18 protein-coding genes are annotated in these 18662 nt (G+C 40.3%); 11 read left to right on the top strand and 7 right to left on the bottom strand.

Annotated features, from left to right (window positions below):
• Positions 1-46 precede the first annotated feature (46 nt).
• Positions 47-1213 carry a DUF1343 domain-containing protein gene (locus ABXG83_RS03845; RefSeq protein ID WP_353550170.1) on the bottom strand — a complete coding sequence of 389 codons (1167 nt, stop codon included), beginning with the start codon at positions 1211-1213 and terminating at the stop codon, positions 47-49.
• Positions 1214-1287: 74 nt separating this feature from the next.
• The gene (locus tag ABXG83_RS03840; RefSeq protein ID WP_353550169.1) at positions 1288-1857 is read right to left on the bottom strand and encodes a YkgJ family cysteine cluster protein; all 570 of its coding nucleotides are present in this window, start codon (positions 1855-1857) and stop codon (positions 1288-1290) included.
• A 130-nt stretch (positions 1858-1987) separates the two neighbouring features.
• Here ABXG83_RS03840 and ABXG83_RS03835 point away from each other — a divergent pair, with 130 nt between their 5' ends.
• From ABXG83_RS03835 to ABXG83_RS03820, 4 genes are read left to right on the top strand one after another with little or no spacing between them, the layout of a single operon-like run.
• Entirely contained in the window at positions 1988-3877 is a 1890-nt protein-coding gene (locus ABXG83_RS03835; protein WP_353550168.1) for a DNA topoisomerase IV subunit B, read from the top strand.
• 22 nt (positions 3878-3899) lie between these two features.
• Positions 3900-4742, top strand: coding sequence for a DUF1835 domain-containing protein (locus ABXG83_RS03830; RefSeq protein WP_353550167.1), 843 nt, complete (start codon positions 3900-3902; stop codon positions 4740-4742).
• 44 nt (positions 4743-4786) lie between these two features.
• The gene (locus tag ABXG83_RS03825; protein ID WP_353550166.1) at positions 4787-5158 is read left to right on the top strand and encodes a hypothetical protein; all 372 of its coding nucleotides are present in this window, start codon (positions 4787-4789) and stop codon (positions 5156-5158) included.
• 34 nt (positions 5159-5192) lie between these two features.
• Positions 5193-7706, top strand: a complete 2514-nt coding sequence (locus ABXG83_RS03820) for a DNA gyrase/topoisomerase IV subunit A (RefSeq protein ID WP_353550165.1) — start codon at positions 5193-5195, stop codon at positions 7704-7706.
• 91 nt (positions 7707-7797) lie between these two features.
• Here ABXG83_RS03820 and ABXG83_RS03815 read toward each other — a convergent pair whose 3' ends face one another.
• Entirely contained in the window at positions 7798-8703 is a 906-nt protein-coding gene (locus tag ABXG83_RS03815; RefSeq protein WP_353550164.1) for a hypothetical protein, read from the bottom strand.
• A gap of 126 nt (positions 8704-8829) precedes the next feature.
• Between ABXG83_RS03815 and ABXG83_RS03810 the strand changes: the two genes are divergently transcribed.
• The gene (locus ABXG83_RS03810) at positions 8830-9669 is read left to right on the top strand and encodes a S1-like domain-containing RNA-binding protein (RefSeq protein WP_353550163.1); all 840 of its coding nucleotides are present in this window, start codon (positions 8830-8832) and stop codon (positions 9667-9669) included.
• Positions 9670-9692: 23 nt separating this feature from the next.
• Here the strand turns inward: ABXG83_RS03810 and ABXG83_RS03805 are convergent, their stop codons facing one another.
• A complete protein-coding gene (locus ABXG83_RS03805; RefSeq protein WP_353550162.1) occupies positions 9693-10112 on the bottom strand; it encodes a hypothetical protein in 420 nt (139 codons plus the stop codon).
• 101 nt (positions 10113-10213) lie between these two features.
• On the opposite strand from ABXG83_RS03805, the gene ABXG83_RS03800 reads away from it, so the two are divergent.
• Together ABXG83_RS03800 and ABXG83_RS03795 are read left to right on the top strand one after the other, a co-directional pair.
• Positions 10214-11404 (top strand): acetyl-CoA C-acyltransferase, encoded by a 1191-nt coding sequence (locus ABXG83_RS03800; RefSeq protein ID WP_353550161.1) that lies wholly within the window; start codon positions 10214-10216, stop codon positions 11402-11404.
• 4 nt (positions 11405-11408) lie between these two features.
• Positions 11409-11933, top strand: a complete 525-nt coding sequence (locus ABXG83_RS03795) for a GNAT family N-acetyltransferase (protein ID WP_353550160.1) — start codon at positions 11409-11411, stop codon at positions 11931-11933.
• Between the two features lie 18 nt (positions 11934-11951).
• Here ABXG83_RS03795 and ABXG83_RS03790 read toward each other — a convergent pair whose 3' ends face one another.
• Positions 11952-12596, bottom strand: coding sequence for an NAD(P)H-binding protein (locus ABXG83_RS03790; RefSeq protein ID WP_353550159.1), 645 nt, complete (start codon positions 12594-12596; stop codon positions 11952-11954).
• Positions 12597-12637: 41 nt separating this feature from the next.
• The gene (ytxJ, locus tag ABXG83_RS03785; RefSeq protein WP_353550158.1) at positions 12638-12976 is read right to left on the bottom strand and encodes a bacillithiol system redox-active protein YtxJ; all 339 of its coding nucleotides are present in this window, start codon (positions 12974-12976) and stop codon (positions 12638-12640) included.
• Between the two features lie 288 nt (positions 12977-13264).
• On the opposite strand from ytxJ, the gene ABXG83_RS03780 reads away from it, so the two are divergent.
• The 4 genes from ABXG83_RS03780 to ABXG83_RS03765 all read left to right on the top strand — a co-directional run bounded on the left by ABXG83_RS03780 (position 13265) and on the right by ABXG83_RS03765 (position 17225).
• Positions 13265-14641, top strand: coding sequence for a Mur ligase family protein (locus ABXG83_RS03780; RefSeq protein ID WP_353550157.1), 1377 nt, complete (start codon positions 13265-13267; stop codon positions 14639-14641).
• Positions 14642-14664: 23 nt separating this feature from the next.
• Positions 14665-15435: a 3'-5' exonuclease gene (locus tag ABXG83_RS03775; protein ID WP_353550156.1), complete on the top strand. Its 771-nt coding sequence runs from the start codon at positions 14665-14667 to the stop codon at positions 15433-15435.
• Positions 15436-15536: 101 nt separating this feature from the next.
• The gene (locus tag ABXG83_RS03770) at positions 15537-16283 is read left to right on the top strand and encodes a polyprenol monophosphomannose synthase (protein WP_353550155.1); all 747 of its coding nucleotides are present in this window, start codon (positions 15537-15539) and stop codon (positions 16281-16283) included.
• A 57-nt stretch (positions 16284-16340) separates the two neighbouring features.
• A complete protein-coding gene (locus tag ABXG83_RS03765) occupies positions 16341-17225 on the top strand; it encodes a DMT family transporter (protein ID WP_353550154.1) in 885 nt (294 codons plus the stop codon).
• A 1-nt stretch (position 17226) separates the two neighbouring features.
• Here the strand turns inward: ABXG83_RS03765 and ABXG83_RS03760 are convergent, their stop codons facing one another.
• Positions 17227-18561 carry a PAS domain S-box protein gene (locus ABXG83_RS03760; protein WP_353550153.1) on the bottom strand — a complete coding sequence of 445 codons (1335 nt, stop codon included), beginning with the start codon at positions 18559-18561 and terminating at the stop codon, positions 17227-17229.
• Positions 18562-18662: the final 101 nt, after the last annotated feature.

The following is an 18662-nucleotide window of genomic DNA, read 5'->3' as shown; positions in this document are numbered from 1 at the left end:
AAAATCTAATACCACACATCTGACATCTGCGATCTGACATCAAACATTAATACAAGATCGCTTGCTGTACCATTTCTTTCCATGCCCTCGCGTGGGTTTGCTTTGTGATGGCTGTAATGAAAGCGGCAAATGGGAGATCGAACAATTGCTCACTACCTAAGATGCCCGTTAACTTATCCAAATGATTTTTTCCTGATGGATTGACATTTGTTGGATAGATATCCCATTCAAATTGTTCCGGATGTAATGTTTTGATCAGCTTGACACAGATCATACCCGTTAATACGGGTCGAAAACTGATCCTGTCATGTATTTCCAAACGAACAGCCTTACAAAGTTGGCCGTTGAATTTACTATGCTCGGGTGTGAATGTTATTGCATGCGCACTGAATTCACCTCCTGAAATATCATTCAACATGGCAGCAACTCGTTCAGCTTGTAACCATGGCGCGCCTATTGCAGTAAAACTATAAGGGGTACCTCTTCCTTCCGAAAGATTTGTAGCTTCCAATAAACAAAGACCCGGATACAATAACATTGATTCAAATGACTGAATGGCCGGTGATGTAGGAATAAAAGCTAGTTTCCAATCCGGTTGAAACAACTCTCTGTTCCATCCTTTACAACGGATCACGTCTATGTTCGCAGCTATCTTTTTGGTCTCATTGAAATACAATGCCAACTCGCCTAATGTTAAGCTATGTCGAATGGGCATTTCCCATCTTCCAATAAATGAACTGTTTACTTCATCTAAAAATGGACCTTCCGCCAATTCCAGTATGCCCGAAATAGGATTGGGACGATCTAGCACCACCAACTTTTTTTCAAATTTTGTAGCACCTTCCATCACATGTGTAAGCGTCCACAAATAAGTGTAGAAGCGACTTCCAACATCCGGTACATCGAACAATAAGATATCCAGCTCTTTTACATGTTCAGCTTCCGGCGCTAGTCTTTCGCCGTAGAGGCTTATGACAGGTAGGCCGGTGAGTGTGTCTGTTCCGTCACTCATGGCATGTCCATCAGCACCTGTTACATCTAAGCCATGCTCTGGTGAAAACAAGATGGTAATGTTAAATCCATTATCTAGCAGAGCTTTTCTTGAAGCTATTCCATCACGTGTTTGGGCTGCTTCATTAGTGATCATCCCAATGCGAAGTTGCTTCCAGTTTGGATTTTGTTGAAGGACTTGATCTATTCCGAATTGTAGCATAGAAGAATTAAAAGTAAAAAGTCAAAAGTGAATGGTGAATGGTGAAAGAAAATTGATAATTCACCATTCACCATTCACACCTCTCTCTCAAATCCCATTTCATCTTTCATTTCTTCCACGATATTAAAAATGATGGGACAACGTCCGTAGTGCATAAGGGTTGTGAATAATCTTTTAGAGAATCCCGGTAAGTGCATGGCAGGAAATTCCCTGCATCCTTCAAAACGATGTTCATACACATTACAACGATTCGCTTCTAAAAAAGTACAGGGGATCGCATTCATCAACATCATACCATTGCTTCCTTTTTCCAAATAAGTGTCATCAAAAGAGGCTCTGGATACTTGAAGGTGTGAGGACAGATTGTCTGCTTCCAATTCCGAAACATTGATCATCAAACTACGGCAACAATTACCACAAAGGGTACAATCTATTTGGCGTTCGATATTTTTATTGAGTCGGTGAACCACTGCATCCATCTGGTCAGCGGAATTGGCTTTCACTTGTCGGGCAAATCGATCATTCTCCTCCAGTCGCTCAGCGGCAAGAATAGCGATCTGTTGCAGATCCAGAATGGGTTGTTTTTGAAGGGTGTTGATGCGGTAAAGGTAGGCAGAAGGGGGTAAAATTGCTAAAATCAACATTTTTTAATGTTTTATCCACATGAAAACGGCATTTGTAGAAAAGAAAAATTGTGTCGGGTGTACAGGTGGTTAGATTTGCGGGTTGGAGGGATGTTAATGTGTGGAAGTCAGTGTATTAAAATGAAGATTTATGGCAGAACAGAAGAATTTGAATGAGTACAATGAAGAATCGATACGGTCATTAGACTGGCGTGAGCATATACGTCTCAGGCCGGGGATGTATATCGGTAAATTGGGTGATGGTTCAGCAACAGATGATGGTATTTATGTACTGATCAAAGAAGTGATCGATAACTGTATCGATGAACACACCATGGGCTTTGGTAAGCAAGTGGAAATTACGATCGAAGGCAAACAGGTAAGTATACGTGATTATGGTAGGGGTATTCCTTTGGGTAAGGTGGTAGATGTAGTAAGTAAGATCAATACCGGAGCCAAATACGATAGTAAAGCGTTTCAAAAAAGTGTGGGTTTGAACGGTGTGGGTACCAAAGCGGTGAACGCCTTGAGTCAGTATTTCAAAGTAACTTCTCATCGTGATGGAAAAGAAAAAACAGCTGAATTTGAAAGAGGGGTTCTTGTAAAAGATCACAAAGAACAAAAGACCGATGAACCCAATGGAACATTGGTATCTTTTATTCCTGATGAAACCGTATTCCGCAATTTTCATTTCATCCATGAGTACCTGGATAGCCAGCTTTGGAACTATTGTTACCTCAATGCCGGCTTATCCATTCATTTCAACGGGAAGAAATATGTAAGTAAGAACGGATTATTGGATTTGTTAGAACGCAAGACCAATGCTGATGAGCTCCGTTATCCAATCATTCACTTAAAAGGGGATGATATTGAAGTAGCCGTTTCTCATAACAATGATTATGGAGAAGATATTTTCTCTTTTGTAAATGGTCAGTATACCACACAAGGTGGAACACACCAACAAGCATTCAGAGAAGCATATATCAAAGTCATCCGGGATTTTTACAAGAAAGACTATGATGCTGCAGATATCCGTGGTAGTATCGTTGCGGCTATTTCTGTGCGTGTGCAAGAGCCTGTGTTTGAAAGCCAGACCAAGACCAAATTAGGCTCGCAGAATGTATCAGAGGGCGGTCCATCCATGAAAAAGTTTGTAGAGGAATTTCTGGCCAAAGAACTGGATAATTATCTACATAGAAATCCAACAGTAGCAGAAGCCCTTCGCAAAAGAATTGAGCAGAGTGAGCGTGAAAGAAAGGAGTTGGCAGGCATTAAAAAACTCGCAAATGAAAGGGCTAAAAAAGCCAACCTGCATAATAAGAAGCTAAGAGATTGCAGGGTGCATTTGAATGATGATCTGCCTGCAAAGAACAAAGAAGAATTCATAGCCTTACAAAAGAATTCAACCATCTTCATCACCGAAGGTGATAGCGCCAGTGGTAGTATTACCAAATCTAGAAATGTTGATACACAGGCAGTATTCAGTTTGCGCGGTAAGCCATTGAATGCGTTTGGACTCACTAAGAAAGTAGTGTATGAAAATGAAGAGTTCAACTTGCTGCAACATGCATTGAATATTGAAGATGGTATGGAAGGGTTACGTTATAACAACATTGTAATTGCAACGGATGCCGATGTGGATGGTATGCATATTCGTTTGTTGATGATGACCTTCTTCCTGCAGTTTTTCCCTGATCTGGTAAAACGTGGACATGTATACATTCTGGAAACACCACTTTTCCGTGTAAGAAATAAACAGGAAACCATTTATTGTTATGATGAATCAGAAAAGCAGGCTGCAATCCAGAAACTGGGTGGAAAACCTGAGATTACACGATTCAAAGGATTAGGCGAGATTTCTCCTGAGGAATTTGGAAGATTTATCGGTGCGGAAATGCGTGTTCAGCCTGTGATATTAGAACAAGGTGATCATATTCAGCAACTGCTGGAATACTATATGGGTAAGAATACCATGGAAAGACAGGATTTTATTATTAATAATCTTAAAGTAGAATTAGATCTGGAGGTAGCAGCCAACTGATCTAAGTATTAAATAGCACAAGATGATTCATATTGTTTTCGAAACTGCGAATATCGCCGTACTGCAACAAGCCATGGAGTTGGATGAAACCATTCAAGGAACGATCCTTGAGATCAAAGACGATTATGCTGTAGGTCCATTGGGCGATATCTACGAAGCAGAAGGATACCAGCAACGTCGTGACTGGTGGAAAGACCTGCTGACCTATTCTCCTTATACCGAACAACTTGATCTGGTCGATGATAAATTGACCGTACATCATTTGATCAAACAGTTATCAGAAGAGCCTGATACGGAAGTATGGATATGGATGGCTCAAAATGCACATGATGTTTGTGGTTATTACTGGTTGATGAGTCAATTGAAAGATTTTCAAGGAAAAATACAGGTCTTGTATCTGAATAACCTTCCATTCATTAATGAGAAAGGACAAATTTTCTATCCTTCTTATCTCCATGAAATCCAGCCCAAAGAATTTTTAAAAGCGAAGCGGCTGGCCAGACCTATTACTCTCAGTGAATTTGAGGTAGATCCTGATGAGTGGAAAAAACATTGTCAGGAGTCTGCAATGGTCCGTTTTCTTGAAGGTGGGAAAAAATTGATCGGTAAGGAAGTCAGTTTTTTTGATAAAGATATATTGGCGCATATCAATTCAGAACCACAAAAGCTGAGTAAGATATTAACCAATACCTTAAGTAAGATGAAAGTGAAAACAGGAGATGTCTTTTTAGTGTGGAGAATCAGAGAATTGATCAATGAAGGAAAATTAGAAGCGATCGGTGATTGGAATAAATCATGGAAAGATATGAGTATCAAGACCCAGGGAGGAAAGAGTCAGGATGCAAGTATTGAAGCGACTGAATAAAAAAAGCGGATTGCAAATTTTAGAAGACAGCTCAAACAGCACCTATGGTTGAAATCATACAAGTAGCTAAAATAGGAGAAGATGAAAGAGGGGCTACGCACTATTTTGATACAGATAGAACCGGACAATTCATCATTGCTTACAGGAAAAAAGGGAGTGCCAGTGGCCGACATTACCACAAGGGTACCGCTCCTACGAAAAATCCAGAGCAATTGATATTGATGCAAGGAGAAGCAACGGTGAATTGGTTTGATGTAAAAGGAGCAGCGAAAGGATCTGTTCAAGTGAAAGCACCGGCTAAAATATTCATTCAACCATGGGCTTGGCATGAAGTGATTGCAGATACAGATATCATCATGTTCGAGTTGAATGGGTTAGAAGATGCTAAAGACGATACATTCAGAATTGAGAAATAGGGTGTAATAGACACCATTAACAAATGACGAGAAGATGGCGAAGGAAAAACAGCCCAATAGGGTTTTTGAAAATCAATCAGGCGTACAAGGGCAATACCGGAACTGGTTTCTGGATTATGCTTCCTATGTAATATTGGAAAGAGCTATTCCTGCTATTGAGGATGGTTTGAAACCTGTACAACGCAGGATATTACATGCAATGAAAGAAATGGATGATGGTCGCTTTAACAAAGTAGCGAACATTATCGGGCAAAGTATGCAGTACCATCCGCATGGAGATGCAAGTATTGGAGATGCATTGGTAAATCTTGGTCAAAAAGACCTGTTAATTGAAACACAAGGTAACTGGGGAGATGTAAGAACAGGTGATGAAGCGGCTGCTTCAAGATATATTGAAGCACGTTTATCGAAATTCGCACTTGAAGTTGCATTCAATCATAAGACAACACATTGGCAATTAAGTTATGATGGCAGAAAGAATGAACCCATCACTTTGCCTATGAAGTTCCCATTACTACTGGCTCAAGGAGCTGATGGTATTGCAGTAGGTTTATCTACTAAAATTCTTCCCCATAATTTCTGTGAACTGATCGATGCTTCGATCAAATACCTGAAAGGGAAAAAATTTGAGATCTATCCTGATTTTCAAACAGGAGGAATGATCGATGTATCCAATTACAATGAAGGGAAAAGAGGCGGTAAGGTTCGGGTGCGTGCACATATTGAAGAATTGGATAAAAAGACATTGGTTATTCGGGATGTGCCTTTTGGCGTGACCACAACTCAATTGATGGAGAGCATTACCAAAGCCAATGACCAGGGTAAGATCAAGATCAAGAAAGTGACTGATGTAACGGCACAAGAAGTGGAGATCCATATTGATCTTGCTGCGGGGATATCAACAGATATTACTATTGATGCTTTGTATGCTTTCACTGATTGTGAAGTAAGTATCTCTCCGAATGCTTGTGTAGTGGTGGATCAAAAACCTCAGTTCCTGGGGGTACACGAATTATTAAAAGTATCTGCTGATAACACCAAGACTTTATTAGGAAGAGAATTGGAGATCAGACTGGCAGAGTTGGAAGACAAATGGCATTATACTTCATTGGAAAAAATATTCTTTGAAGAAAAGATATACAAAGAGCTGGAGCAAAAACATGCTACCTGGGATCTGGTGATCGAGGCGATCAGTAAAGCCTTTGAGCCATTCAGAAAAAAGTTGAAGCGCGCTATTGAAAGAGAGGATATCCTGAAGCTCACTGAAAAACCTGTACGTAGGATTTACCGCTTAGACATCAATGAACTCAATGAGCAGATCAAAGGAATTGAAGCCGAGATCAAACAAGTAAAATTTGATCTGGAGCATTTAACAGAGTTTGCGGTTGCATACTTTGAAAATTTGCTGAAAAAATTTGGAAAGGGTCGGGAAAGAAAGACCGAGATCAAAGAATTTGATACCATTCAGGTAAAACAGGTAGCGATCGCGAATACGAAATTGTACCTGAATCGAGCAGAAGGTTTCATTGGTACCTCTTTGAAAAAAGATGAATTTTTATGTGACTGTTCTGATTATGATGACATCATTGCATTCACTAAATCCGGCACCATGAAAGTGGTGAAAGTTGCGGATAAGATCTTTGTAGGGAAAGACATCATTCATGCTGCTGTTTTCAGAAAAAATGATGAGCGTACCACTTACAATATGATCTATTTAGATGGGGCAAGTGGAACGAGTTATGCCAAACGATTCAATGTAACAGGGGTAACACGTGATAAGGAATATGATCTTACCAAAGGGTCTGATAAAAGTAAAGTGCATTATTTCACTGCCAACCCAAATGGCGAAGCTGAAGTGGTGAAAGTAGTGCTGAGTCCTAATTGTACTGCCCGTAATAAAGAGTTTGATTTTTATTTTGAAGAATTAGAGATCAAAGGAAGGAGCAGTATGGGTAACCAGGTAACGAAATACCCTATCAAGGCAGTTAAATTAAAAGAAGCGGGTAAGAGTACTTTAGCAGGTGTTAAACTTTGGTTCGATGATAAGTTCGGTAGACTGAATACAGAAGAAAAAGGACAATACCTTGGAAGCTTTGAAGATGAAAAATTATTGGTCATTTACAATGACGGTAGTTATGAGCTGACTGATACTGAAATGACCCAGCGTTTTGATCCGGAGAAAGTGACATTGATCGAAAAATTCGATGCGAATAAAATCATTACTGCGGTTTACTTGGATAATGATAAAGGACAATTCAATATCAAACGTTTCAAAATTGAAACCAGTACTTTGAAAACCCAGTTCCTATTCATCAAAGAAGGAGACGGGAACCGATTAGAAGCGGTTACAACTGATGAAGAGCCGATCTTGGTGGTTCAAACGGGCAGAGGAGCTCAAGTACGCAAAGCCAAATTCAAAGTTGCAAAAATGGTGGAAGTCATGGGTTGGAAAGCAGTTGGTGCGAAACTTACAGACTTCAATAAAAGTATTGAAATGGAATGGGAGCAAAGACCCAAAGATGAGAATCCAATGCCGGAATTGTTTTAACTGATCGCTGATCGGTCATACCAGATCGTGAGTCCTAATTGATTGTGCCGCGATTAGCTATGATCGATTAGCCATCAGCTACTCTTATGCTTCACTTGATCTTTCTTCTTAAACGGATTGTCGCGGTATTCTTCAGGTCACTGGTTAAAATGATTTCATGTCTTCTATTGCCATCATAGATGATCATGATCGCAGTGTTGGGAGGGATGCTGCCTAAGTTCTCAGCATACATACTGATCTCATTCACTTCTATAGTTGAATCGAGGAGTACGGTTCTTCTGAATGCACTTTGTGTGAGTGGTACATCTTTGTATAAGAGTCGGTCATTACTGAAAATCGAAATGGTATCATGATCAATAGTGCCATTATCATACAATTCAATTCTTAATGCGGTTTCACTGACCTCGATTTCTTTAAAGATCTTTTTTTCTCTTTTCAAAAAATCGGGATCGATCATTACAGCTTGCATTTCTTTCCGGTCAGTGATCGTGCGTGTAGCTATTGTGTCAGATGGTACATCTATCGCTGATGAATACAGTTCGGCCTTCTGCGCTACTGTATCTGTTGAAGACTTAAAACGATACTGAATAGCAGGTGTTGTATATCTATGTGCTGCATCACTTTCAAAAGCGCCGGTCAATATAGATTCCGTACGATTGACCAATAATGTGAAATTCCCGGTCAGTATACAATCAATACCTGTTTTAGTGCTGGTTGATAAATAGTAGATGAATGGGATCGGCTTAAAAATCAGTTGTCTCGTATTACTATTAAAACTACCAGTGACTTTTACCTTGAATAAACTATCCCTGAAATAATACTGTAATTCGCCGACAACAGCAGCCCCTTTTTGTTTGAGGGTCAATTCAGATAAATAGGAGCTATGTTCCCCCGGAACTGCCACTTTACCGATGCCATACCAATGACCAGAAACTGTTTGCGCAAAAGCCTGGAGTGAGAGTGTACACAATACAACTATCCCTATAATCCCTTTCATGCGATGAAAATATTAAAGCCTTAGGGATCAGTCTTTTAAAGTTGCTAACAGTAGTGGATACCCATGGTAATTGCTTATTTTAAAGCATTCGGATAAACTAACCTATTTTTGCCGATTAGGATTTTTATGGAAAAAGTTAATGTAGGGCAATACAATACCCTGAAAGTATCACGAAAAGTAGATTTTGGATTTTACCTCGAAGATGGAGGTGATGGCATTTTGTTACCCACCCGTTTTGCTCCGAAAGGACTTCGTATTGGAGATGAAATAACGGTATTTGTATACCATGATTCAGATAACAGATTGATCGCTACCACGCAAAAAGCCAACGCCTGTGTGGGTGAGATCGCTAAAATGAAAGCTGTTGCAGTTACAAGACAAGGCGCTTTTCTTGATTGGGGATTGATGAAGGATCTGTTCGTTCCCGCTTCCAAGCAGTTGGGTGGTATGCGTGTAGGAGGAGAGTACCTGGTGAAACTATATATCGATCAAATGACTGGTAGGGTAGCTGCCACAGAGAAGATCGAACAATTGCTGAGTAATGATGAACTTACTGTGAAGGAATTAGATCAGGTAGATTTATTGGTATACCGTCAATCGGAACTGGGTTTTGTGGTGATCATCAATAACCTGCATACTGGTATCATTCATACCAACGAAATATTTACAGAACTGAAGATCGGTGATAAGCTGAAAGGATTTATTAAGACGATTCTTCCGGGTAATAAAATTGATGTGGTCTTAGGTAAACCCGGATTTCAAAAAGTAGAAGATGAATCAGAAAAGATTCTACGCCTGTTGCAGGAGAACAATGGTTATCTGCCATATCATGATAAGTCTGATCCTGAAGCCATCTATGCATTCTTTGGCATGAGTAAAAAAACATTTAAAATGACGACCGGTAATCTTTATAAACAAAGAAAAATAGAGTTTACACAAACAGGCTTTAAACTCATTGCGGAATAAATAACATCCTTTGCAATCATCCATTATTTTCTGGCTACCAGCCAGGTAGTATCTGTAAATACACTCATGCCATTTGATGCTTTAACCGTGGTTGTGCCAATATAATAGTCATCAGCAATCTCTTTGATGTCAAAGTACAGGATGGTGTTTTCATAGAGCCTTTTTTCTGCTTCATTTTTGGGTCCGGCGCCCGATAAGTAGGATGCCGCAAATCTGCAATTCCCAAGCCACTCTATTTTCCAGTAAGTCGTGTCTTTTGTTTGCGTATTTACATCCTGTTGAATGCCGTCAATTCTGGTGATCTGTATATGATCGCCTTTCTTTGTATAGCTATGGAATCGGCCTGTCTTCAAAGCGTTGCAATCAGGAGGAGTGGCCATAAATGAACAGAACAGCACTAGTATAAGCGAGAATACAACCAAAAAAGAAAAGAGATTGCGCATAACTTTTTTGCTAATATACATCGGTTTGCTGCTTAGAATTAACAACCGAAGCTAACGATTGTTAGTATGATTGCCCTATATTTGCGCTTCAATTCAATCATATGTCGAATAGAACCGTATATATCGTATCAGCCGTGAGAACTCCAATGGGCTCATTTGGTGGTAGTCTTAAAGATTTTTCTGCGCCTCAGTTGGGTGCGATTGCCATCAAAGCTGCTGTTGAAAGAGCCGGTATTCAACCGGATCAAGTACAGGAAGTATTAATGGGTTGTGTGATTCAAGCCAATACCGGACAAGCACCTGCTCGTCAGGCAGCAAAATTTGCAGGGCTACCTGATAGTGTCATCTGTACCACCGTTAATAAGGTTTGTGCCAGTGGCATGAAAGCAATTGCACAAGGTGCGCAGGCAATTTTATTGGGTGATGCGGATGTAGTGGTTGCAGGAGGTATGGAGAGTATGAGCAATGTGCCCTTTTATTCTCCCAATCTTCGTTGGGGAAACAAATATGGCAATGTTCAATTAGTAGATGGTTTAGCGAAAGATGGATTAACCGATGTGTATCATAATTATGCAATGGGGAATGCAGCTGAACTTTGTGCAAAAGAGTGTAATATCTCACGTGAAGAACAAGATGCTTTTGCGATTGAGAGCTACAAGCGCAGTCAGGCCGCATGGAATAATGGCAGCTTTGATGCGGAAGTAGTTCCTGTACCCATTCCGCAGCGAAAAGGTGATCCGATCTTGTTTGCAAAGGATGAAGATGCATTCAATGTGAAATTTGATAAGATCCCTGAATTAAAGCCTGCTTTTGTAAAAGACGGTACTGTTACTGCAGCCAATGCTTCTACCATGAATGATGGAGCAGCAGCAGTGGTATTGATGAGTAAAGAAAAAGCAGATGCAATGGGTATTAAACCATTGGCTGTGATACGCAGCTATGCAGATGCAGAGCAAGCACCGGAATGGTTCACAACAACACCTGCTATGGCAGTTCCCAAAGCAGTGGCGAAGGCTGGATTGGAAATGAATCAAATTGATTATGTAGAGTTGAACGAGGCATTCTCAGTTGTTGGAATCGCCAATATCCAGAAGATGAAACTGGATCCTGCCAAAGTGAATGTACATGGTGGAGCGGTTTCTCTTGGACATCCATTGGGTTGTAGCGGCGCAAGGATCATCGTTACCTTATTGCATGTATTGAAACAGCACGGTGGTAAGATCGGAGCTGCCGGTATTTGTAATGGGGGTGGTGGTGCCAGTGCCATGGTCATTGAAAATATCCCTGCTTAATACATTGAAACGCTTAGAAATTCAAACTGCCACGGCTGATGATGCATCCTTGATCGCAACCATCAGCCGTGAAACTTTTTACGACAGTTTTGCCGACCAGAATACTGCCGAAGACATGCAATTGTTTCTGAATACTCAATTCGCTTCAGAAAAATTGATGGCTGAAGTACTCGATCCTCTTCATATTTATTTTATTGCTTTTTTGGATGATCAGCCGGTGGGTTATTGTAAAATAAAACCCGGAGCTCATTCACAAATGGATGGTTCAGCGGAAGCGATTGAAATATGTCGGTTTTATGCACGCAAGAACAGCATCGGTAAGGGGATAGGTAAAGCAATGATGCAGCATGCTTTATCTTATGCTGCATCATTAGGTAAAAAGAAAGTATGGTTAGGTGTTTGGGAAAAAAATCATCGTGCCATTGCTTTTTATCAATCTTTCGGCTTTTCAAAATTTGGAGAGCATGATTTCTTATTAGGCACCGACCTTCAAAGGGATTGGTTGATGATGAAAGAATTGAAGTCTTGATCAGTTACATTCTCTGGATTATAATCTGCTAATTCCTACACGTTGTTTCAAGTACTGCTGTTCTCGTATACAGGCAATCATGCAGTGCGCCAGATCTCCTGCCGCTATTTGATAATGATTCGGCTTGGGTGCATAATTCGCGGCGGTAATGTATTGTCCGGTTCCCATTTTATTCAGAATATCAGGAGAACAGATAAAGGTCCAGTCGAGAGCAGATGCTGCCAATGACTGATAAGCCAATAAATGCTCTTTGCCAACAGCCAGGTATGCTTCGGGATAGCCCGTTTGTTCAATCAATAAACCTTCTTCAGGCTCATCCGCATTCAGGATACCCATTCCTCCAAGTGTAACAATTCGTTTTACACCTGTTAGTTCCATTTGTGCGATGATGTTCTTCATCCCGAGACTTCTGGTCTTATCACTACCATCCATATTGCCGCCCAATACAGATATGACAGCATCTGCACCACTAATGGCATTCCTTACATCATTCGCATCAAAAACATAACCCTGTATGGCGGTTAGTGCATCATGATTGAGATCATGATCGATCAAATCCGAGACATTTCTTCCAAATGCACGAACCTTATATCCCAATGCTAATGCTTGTGATACAACAAAACGTCCAACCTGTCCGGTCGCACCAAAAACGGTGATGATCATGTGATTTTTTTCAGCAATTTACAAAAAGCAGACATGCTTTCCTATGCTGTTTGAGCGGCTTGCTCTGCTATTTCATCCATACTGATACCATGATGGCTTTCATCATATACGCATTCGCCATTTTTGATCAGTAACACCTGGGGAGATTCATGATAAACCGCAAAATCGGTAGCTATTTGATCGGAGATCGGACGATAAGCCAGTAGATCGAGATAATGAAATTGCACCTGCTCAGGAGCATCACTTCTTTCCAAACGATTTAATACCATGGAGCTAATACTACAACGGGTACTATGCTTGAATATAACTTGCGGTGATTGAAACGATGCTTCTTTGATTTGCGCCAGCTGATCAATAGAAGTAATAGGATTCCAGTTCATCTTTTTTTCTTAGAAAACAATACAAAAGTCAATAGGTTCACAAACCTTAGGGCTTGAAATAGCGCGGATTGGTAGTAGGACAGCCTCTGCTTTTGGATGACGTACAGGAACTGATAAACACTGCGCTCAATACAAGTAAGAACAGAATAGCGGTTATCTTTTTCATGTGTTACGTTTTAGGTTAGCGTTTTGACTGTATTTTGCGCTATAACAAAGATACTGATTTGACTGAAATTGTTGCTTTCGGACAGTTAATTTGCATAAAACGGTTGAAATCAAACATTTATTATGAAGGTTCACTTTATTTCGATAGGGGGTAGTGTGATGCACCAGCTGGCCATCGCACTCCATAAAAAGGGTTATCAGGTTACCGGAACAGATGATGAAATATTTGAACCTGCAGCCTCCAATTTGAAGCAACACGGGCTTCTTCCTGTTACGATTGGGTGGGATCCAGGGAAGATAACGGCTGATTTAGATGCCGTGATCTTAGGAATGCACGCGAAATCAGATAATCCTGAGTTGCTAAAGGCGATCGATCTGAAATTGAAGATCTACTCCTTTCCTGAATACATCTATCATGAGAGCCAACAAAAGAAAAGGGTAGTTGTAGGTGGCAGTCACGGTAAGACTACCACCACCAGTATGATCATGCATGTGCTGAAACATACTCGTCAGCAATTTGATTATCTCGTAGGCGCAAAAGTGGAAGGCTTTGATCAGTCAGTAGATATCACGAACGCCCCGGTGATCGTTTGTGAAGGTGATGAATATCCTGCCAGCGCGATCGAGAGAAAGCCCAAGTTTCACTTTTTGTTTCCACATGTTGCTATTCTGACCGGCATAGCCTGGGATCATATCAATGTGTTTTCCACGTTTGAATTTTACCTGGAGCAATTCATCATTTTTATCAATAAGATAGAGGTGGGTGGATTGCTGATCTACAATGAGTCTGATCCGGTATTAAATAAATTGGTCACTGAACACAGCAGAGCAGATATTCGCTATCAGCCTTATTCTATTCCTTCACATAAGATTACAGCAGGTGCTACAACAGTTACACTGGAAGGTGTATCAGGTGGCTTGAAAGTATTTGGTAATCATAACCTACTCAATTTGCATGCGGCCTTTTATGCATGTAAAGAATTGGGATTAACAGCGCAGGATTTTGTACAAGCGATCGGATCTTTCACAGGTGCTGCTAAACGATTAGAGTTATTATCCAGTAGCAAGGATGCAGCTGTTTATCGTGATTTTGCACATGCCCCCAGCAAAGTAAAAGCAACGATCGAGGCTGTGAAAGAACAGTTCCCTGATCGAAAACTGATCGGCGTATTGGAGTTGCATACTTATAGTAGTTTGAATGAGGCATTCATGAAAGAATACAATGGTGCTTTGGAACCTGCAGATCAAGCAGTGGTGTTTTATTCTAAACATGCACTGGCGATCAAACGATTGCCTGATCTGCCTGAAACAGCAGTGCAAGAAGGCTTTAATAAATCGGGCTTACTCGTTTTTACCGATGCCGCTTTATTAAAAGAATGGTTACTATCCGCCAATTATCATAACAGCAATCTTTTATTGATGAGCAGTGGGAATTATAATGGGATGGATGTAGTGGCACTGGCACAGGAGATCATTCAAAAGACAGATACCGATAATTAGAATTATTATATTTACTTCGTACCATGAAATTGCAACTCACACGCCCGCTTGCTTTTATTGATTTGGAAACAACCGGTGTTAACATCAGTCTGGATCGTATTGTTGAGATCGCTATTGTGAAGATCAATCCTGATGGAACTCAGCAAGTCAAGAGAAAACTCATCAACCCCATGATGCCGATTCCTAAAGGGGCAAGTGATGTGCATGGCATTACCGATGATATGGTCAAAGACGCGCCTACCTTTAAACAGGTAGCCAATGAGATCAAACAATTTATTGATCATTGTGATATAGGTGGCTATAACAGCAATCGTTTTGATATCCCCATGCTCATCGAAGAATTCTTACGTGTAGGGATCGATTTCTCTACTGATGGCAGAAAATTAGTCGATGTGCAGAAGGTGTTTCACATGATGGAGCAAAGAACCCTTAGTGCTGCATATAAATTTTATTGTCAAAAAACCTTGGAAGGAGCTCACAGTGCAGAAGTTGATGCAACTGCAACTTGGGAAGTATTGGAAGCTCAGGTAGAGCGTTATCCACAAATCGGTAATACGGTGGAGAGTATCGTCAAATTCACCGGTGAAGACGATATTGTTGATTTTGCGCGTCGATTTATTCGGGAAAATGGAGTAGAAGTATTCAATTTTGGTAAACATAAAGGAAAACCTGTAACACAGGTCCTCAAGGAAGAACCGCAGTATTATGATTGGATGATGAAAGGAGATTTTCCTATGAATACCAAGCAGAAACTCACGGAAATCCTGAATCGAACTTTGTTAAAGAAAGGATAACTCCCAGTATTTTTTCGAGTATTTTCCGCAAATATTCAGACGGCATAACGATTAATCGTTATGAGTTGTATTTTAGCAGAGCAACCGAATATCCCCATTGATTGGAAAAATTAGTCATCATACCAACCTATAACGAGAAGGAAAATATTGCGTCGATCATCACAGCTGTATTTGACTTACGAGCAGATTATCATATCCTAGTCATTGATGATGGTTCTCCTGATGGTACCGCATCCATTGTGAAAGAGTTGATTCAGCAATATCCCGGTCAATTATTTTTGGAAGAAAGAAAAGGAAAGCTGGGATTGGGAACAGCCTATATTCATGGATTTAAATGGGGTATCAGCAGAAAGTATGCATATATTTTTGAGATGGATGCAGATTTCTCTCACAACCCCAAAGATCTGGAACGGTTGTATGATGCATGTAAAAATGGTGGTGCAGATCTAGCTGTTGGTAGCAGATATGTACCCGGAGGCCGTACTGAAAACTGGCCATGGGATCGTCAGTTATATTCACGGGGTGGTGCATTGTACACCAAGATTCTCACCTGGATGCCCGTAAATGATCCAACAGCAGGCTTTGTATGCTATAAACGTCAGGTACTTGAAGCGATCAATTTAGACGAGATAGAGTTTGTTGGATATGCTTTCCAGATAGAAATGAAATTCGTTTCCTGGAAACTGGGCTTTCGTATCAAAGAAGTGCCCATCACATTTATAGATCGAAAGATAGGCGTGAGTAAAATGAGTAAGGGTATCATCAAAGAAGGTGTGCTGGGTGTTTTGAAAATACAGTGGCACAGTCTTTTCAAAAGTTATAAAAAGCGCGTTTCTAGTGCACCCTGATAATCGCATTTCATCACTGCATACTATTTTCCATTTCTTTGAATTAGCTTTAGTGCCATGAAAGATGCACTCATCAAGCTACACATTTCTGTTTTTTTAGCTGGATTTACGGGGGTATTGGGAGTACTGATTCATATGAATGAGGGATTATTGGTGTGGTATCGCATCATGATCACTGTAGTTACACTATTTGCACTATTGAAATGGAAGAACCAATTGCAAGAGGTTTCTTCTCACATGGTATGGAAACTATTAGGGATCGGAACGCTGATCGCATTGCATTGGGTATTCTTTTATGGAAGTATTAAAATGTCCAATGTCTCTATCGGACTTGTTTGTTTCGCGTCGACCGGATTGTTTACTGCATTATTGGAACCTGTATTCAATGAACGTCCATTCAGCTGGCCGGATGTAGGTTTGGGATTACTGAGTTTATTAGGGATCATTCTTATTTTTCAATTTGATACAAGGTATCGGGATGGGATCATCGCAGGTATCGTTTCTGCAATCTTAGCTGCATTATTCTCTGTATTGAATAAGCGACAAGTACAAAAAGTTGAACCAAGAACTATGATGATCTATGAGTTAAGTGGCGGATTACTGATCCTCACTTTGTTGATGCCGATATACCTTCATTATTATCCGGTTGAAACGATCTTTCCTTCTTTATCAGATTGGTTTTGGTTACTGATCTTAAGCTGGCTCTGTACCGTATTGGCCATGGATCTGATGCTTCAGGCACTCAAGAAAGTTTCTGCATTCACCCAGAATTTAAGTCTCAACCTGGAACCTGTATATGGAATTTTATTGGCCTTTATTTTATTTCAGGAAAATGAAAAACTCAATACGAGTTTTTATGCCGGGGTGGCATTGATTACAGTATCCGTGTTATTTCAAATGATCAGGGTGATAAGAAAACACCAGCAAAAGAGCAACATTTGATTTATTCATGTCTGGTATTGGATACGATCTTTTGAATCACGGTATCCAATCGGGATGCACTCACATTCAATAATTCCAATACTTGTACAATTTCAGGGTCATTTGTTTTTTCAGTGTACAACATCAAGACGTTGATCAATCCAAGAATATTACTTAATGGAGCACGGGCTTCATGTGATTGTAAATAAGCGATCTCACGCATGCGATCATATTGCTGTAACAATTTCATTTCTGCTTTTTTCCGGGCATCGATATTGGTGATATTCATCGCAACTCCCAGCATATCACCGGCTTCACTATAAACAGGATAGTATAGGAACTCAAACCATATCACATCTCCATTCAAAAGTGCAACGGGGCGCTCAGTCGTAAGTTTTTCTCCGGCTAGTGCTCTTTCAAAATGTTCTCTGAAGTAATGCCCAAGCTCTTTCGGTACATACTTGTTGAAATCAGCGCCAATAAAGAGTTGTGCATTAAAATACTCTTTAGAAAGTAGATCGGCGGTACGGTTAAAGTTCAATACTCTTAGATCTGCACTGATCAAGATATTGATATCCGTTGTACTGTCAAGAATGGCTTTCAGTTTGATCTCATTGGCGAGTAATTCCAGTTGTTGTTTTTTCTGTAAAGAGATATCAATGAAATAACAAATGATGCCTTCTTTAGATGGGGTAGCAGAAACAGCAAAATGATGATCCGGGGGCCAGGGTTGTTCAAATGTGATCGTTTCTTCCAGATCGAAGGCTTTACGCATGGCTGCGGCATATGGTTGATCTTCTGTATCGGGAAAAAAATCCCAGAAACTTCTTCCGATCATCTCTTGTCTGGATAAGCCAGTAACCGATTCAAAGAATCGATTCACTTTTAAGAAAATCCAGTTACGGTCTAATGCAAAAAAGCCATCACTAACACCATCCAGATATTCATTGAATTGATGTAGATATCTTGAAGCAGAAAAATCGTCCAAAGGATCTCCGCTCAATAATACTCCCATGGCTTGTATCTGTTCTTCTCCCTCTTCATCTTTACTACTACAAACTTCCCACTGTATCGTATGCTGGTGCTCATCTATCAGATAACGGGCAATAACCGAAAATTTTTCGCCCGGGTGTTGAAGAGCCTGATGTACCTGTTGCCTTAAGAAATCTACATCTGCATAGTGTATCTGCTCTTCATATCTTCTGGAACCGATCATCGATCTGTCCCAACCCGTGATCGTTGACATCTTCTGATTGATATATCGGTAGTGCCCTTTTTGATCAATGATCATATACATGAACACATGTGAGTGCTCAAGCATGGCGATCATTTGTTCAATGGGAGAATGTGTATTCATACTAACCTTACAACAACCAATAATAAGTGAAGTAATATCACTTTTTTTATCAATATAACGCGCTGAAAGTGATTAAAATGCAATTAATTGTTTTTTGAGCG

It is taken from the genome of Sediminibacterium sp. KACHI17 (assembly GCF_040362915.1).
GTDB lineage: Bacteria > Bacteroidota > Bacteroidia > Chitinophagales > Chitinophagaceae > Sediminibacterium.
This window is presented reverse-complemented; position numbering and strand designations above follow the sequence as displayed.

Excerpts from the sequence above, each read along its gene's own strand:
- ABXG83_RS03835 (WP_353550168.1), top strand. The coding sequence starts at position 1,988 with ATGGCAGAACAGAAGAATTTGAATGAGTACAATGAAGAATCGATACGG.
- ABXG83_RS03810 (WP_353550163.1), top strand. The coding sequence starts at position 8,830 with ATGGAAAAAGTTAATGTAGGGCAATACAATACCCTGAAAGTATCACGA.
- ABXG83_RS03825 (WP_353550166.1), top strand. The coding sequence starts at position 4,787 with ATGGTTGAAATCATACAAGTAGCTAAAATAGGAGAAGATGAAAGAGGG.
- ytxJ (WP_353550158.1), bottom strand. The coding sequence starts at position 12,976 with ATGAACTGGAATCCTATTACTTCTATTGATCAGCTGGCGCAAATCAAA.
- ABXG83_RS03815 (WP_353550164.1), bottom strand. The coding sequence starts at position 8,703 with ATGAAAGGGATTATAGGGATAGTTGTATTGTGTACACTCTCACTCCAG.
- ABXG83_RS03765 (WP_353550154.1), top strand. The coding sequence starts at position 16,341 with ATGAAAGATGCACTCATCAAGCTACACATTTCTGTTTTTTTAGCTGGA.
- ABXG83_RS03840 (WP_353550169.1), bottom strand. The coding sequence starts at position 1,857 with ATGTTGATTTTAGCAATTTTACCCCCTTCTGCCTACCTTTACCGCATC.
- ABXG83_RS03790 (WP_353550159.1), bottom strand. The coding sequence starts at position 12,596 with ATGATCATCACCGTTTTTGGTGCGACCGGACAGGTTGGACGTTTTGTT.
- ABXG83_RS03845 (WP_353550170.1), bottom strand. The coding sequence starts at position 1,213 with ATGCTACAATTCGGAATAGATCAAGTCCTTCAACAAAATCCAAACTGG.
- ABXG83_RS03775 (WP_353550156.1), top strand. The coding sequence starts at position 14,665 with ATGAAATTGCAACTCACACGCCCGCTTGCTTTTATTGATTTGGAAACA.
- ABXG83_RS03830 (WP_353550167.1), top strand. The coding sequence starts at position 3,900 with ATGATTCATATTGTTTTCGAAACTGCGAATATCGCCGTACTGCAACAA.
- ABXG83_RS03820 (WP_353550165.1), top strand. The coding sequence starts at position 5,193 with ATGGCGAAGGAAAAACAGCCCAATAGGGTTTTTGAAAATCAATCAGGC.
- ABXG83_RS03800 (WP_353550161.1), top strand. The coding sequence starts at position 10,214 with ATGTCGAATAGAACCGTATATATCGTATCAGCCGTGAGAACTCCAATG.
- ABXG83_RS03780 (WP_353550157.1), top strand. The coding sequence starts at position 13,265 with ATGAAGGTTCACTTTATTTCGATAGGGGGTAGTGTGATGCACCAGCTG.
- ABXG83_RS03760 (WP_353550153.1), bottom strand. The coding sequence starts at position 18,561 with ATGAATACACATTCTCCCATTGAACAAATGATCGCCATGCTTGAGCAC.
- ABXG83_RS03805 (WP_353550162.1), bottom strand. The coding sequence starts at position 10,112 with ATGCGCAATCTCTTTTCTTTTTTGGTTGTATTCTCGCTTATACTAGTG.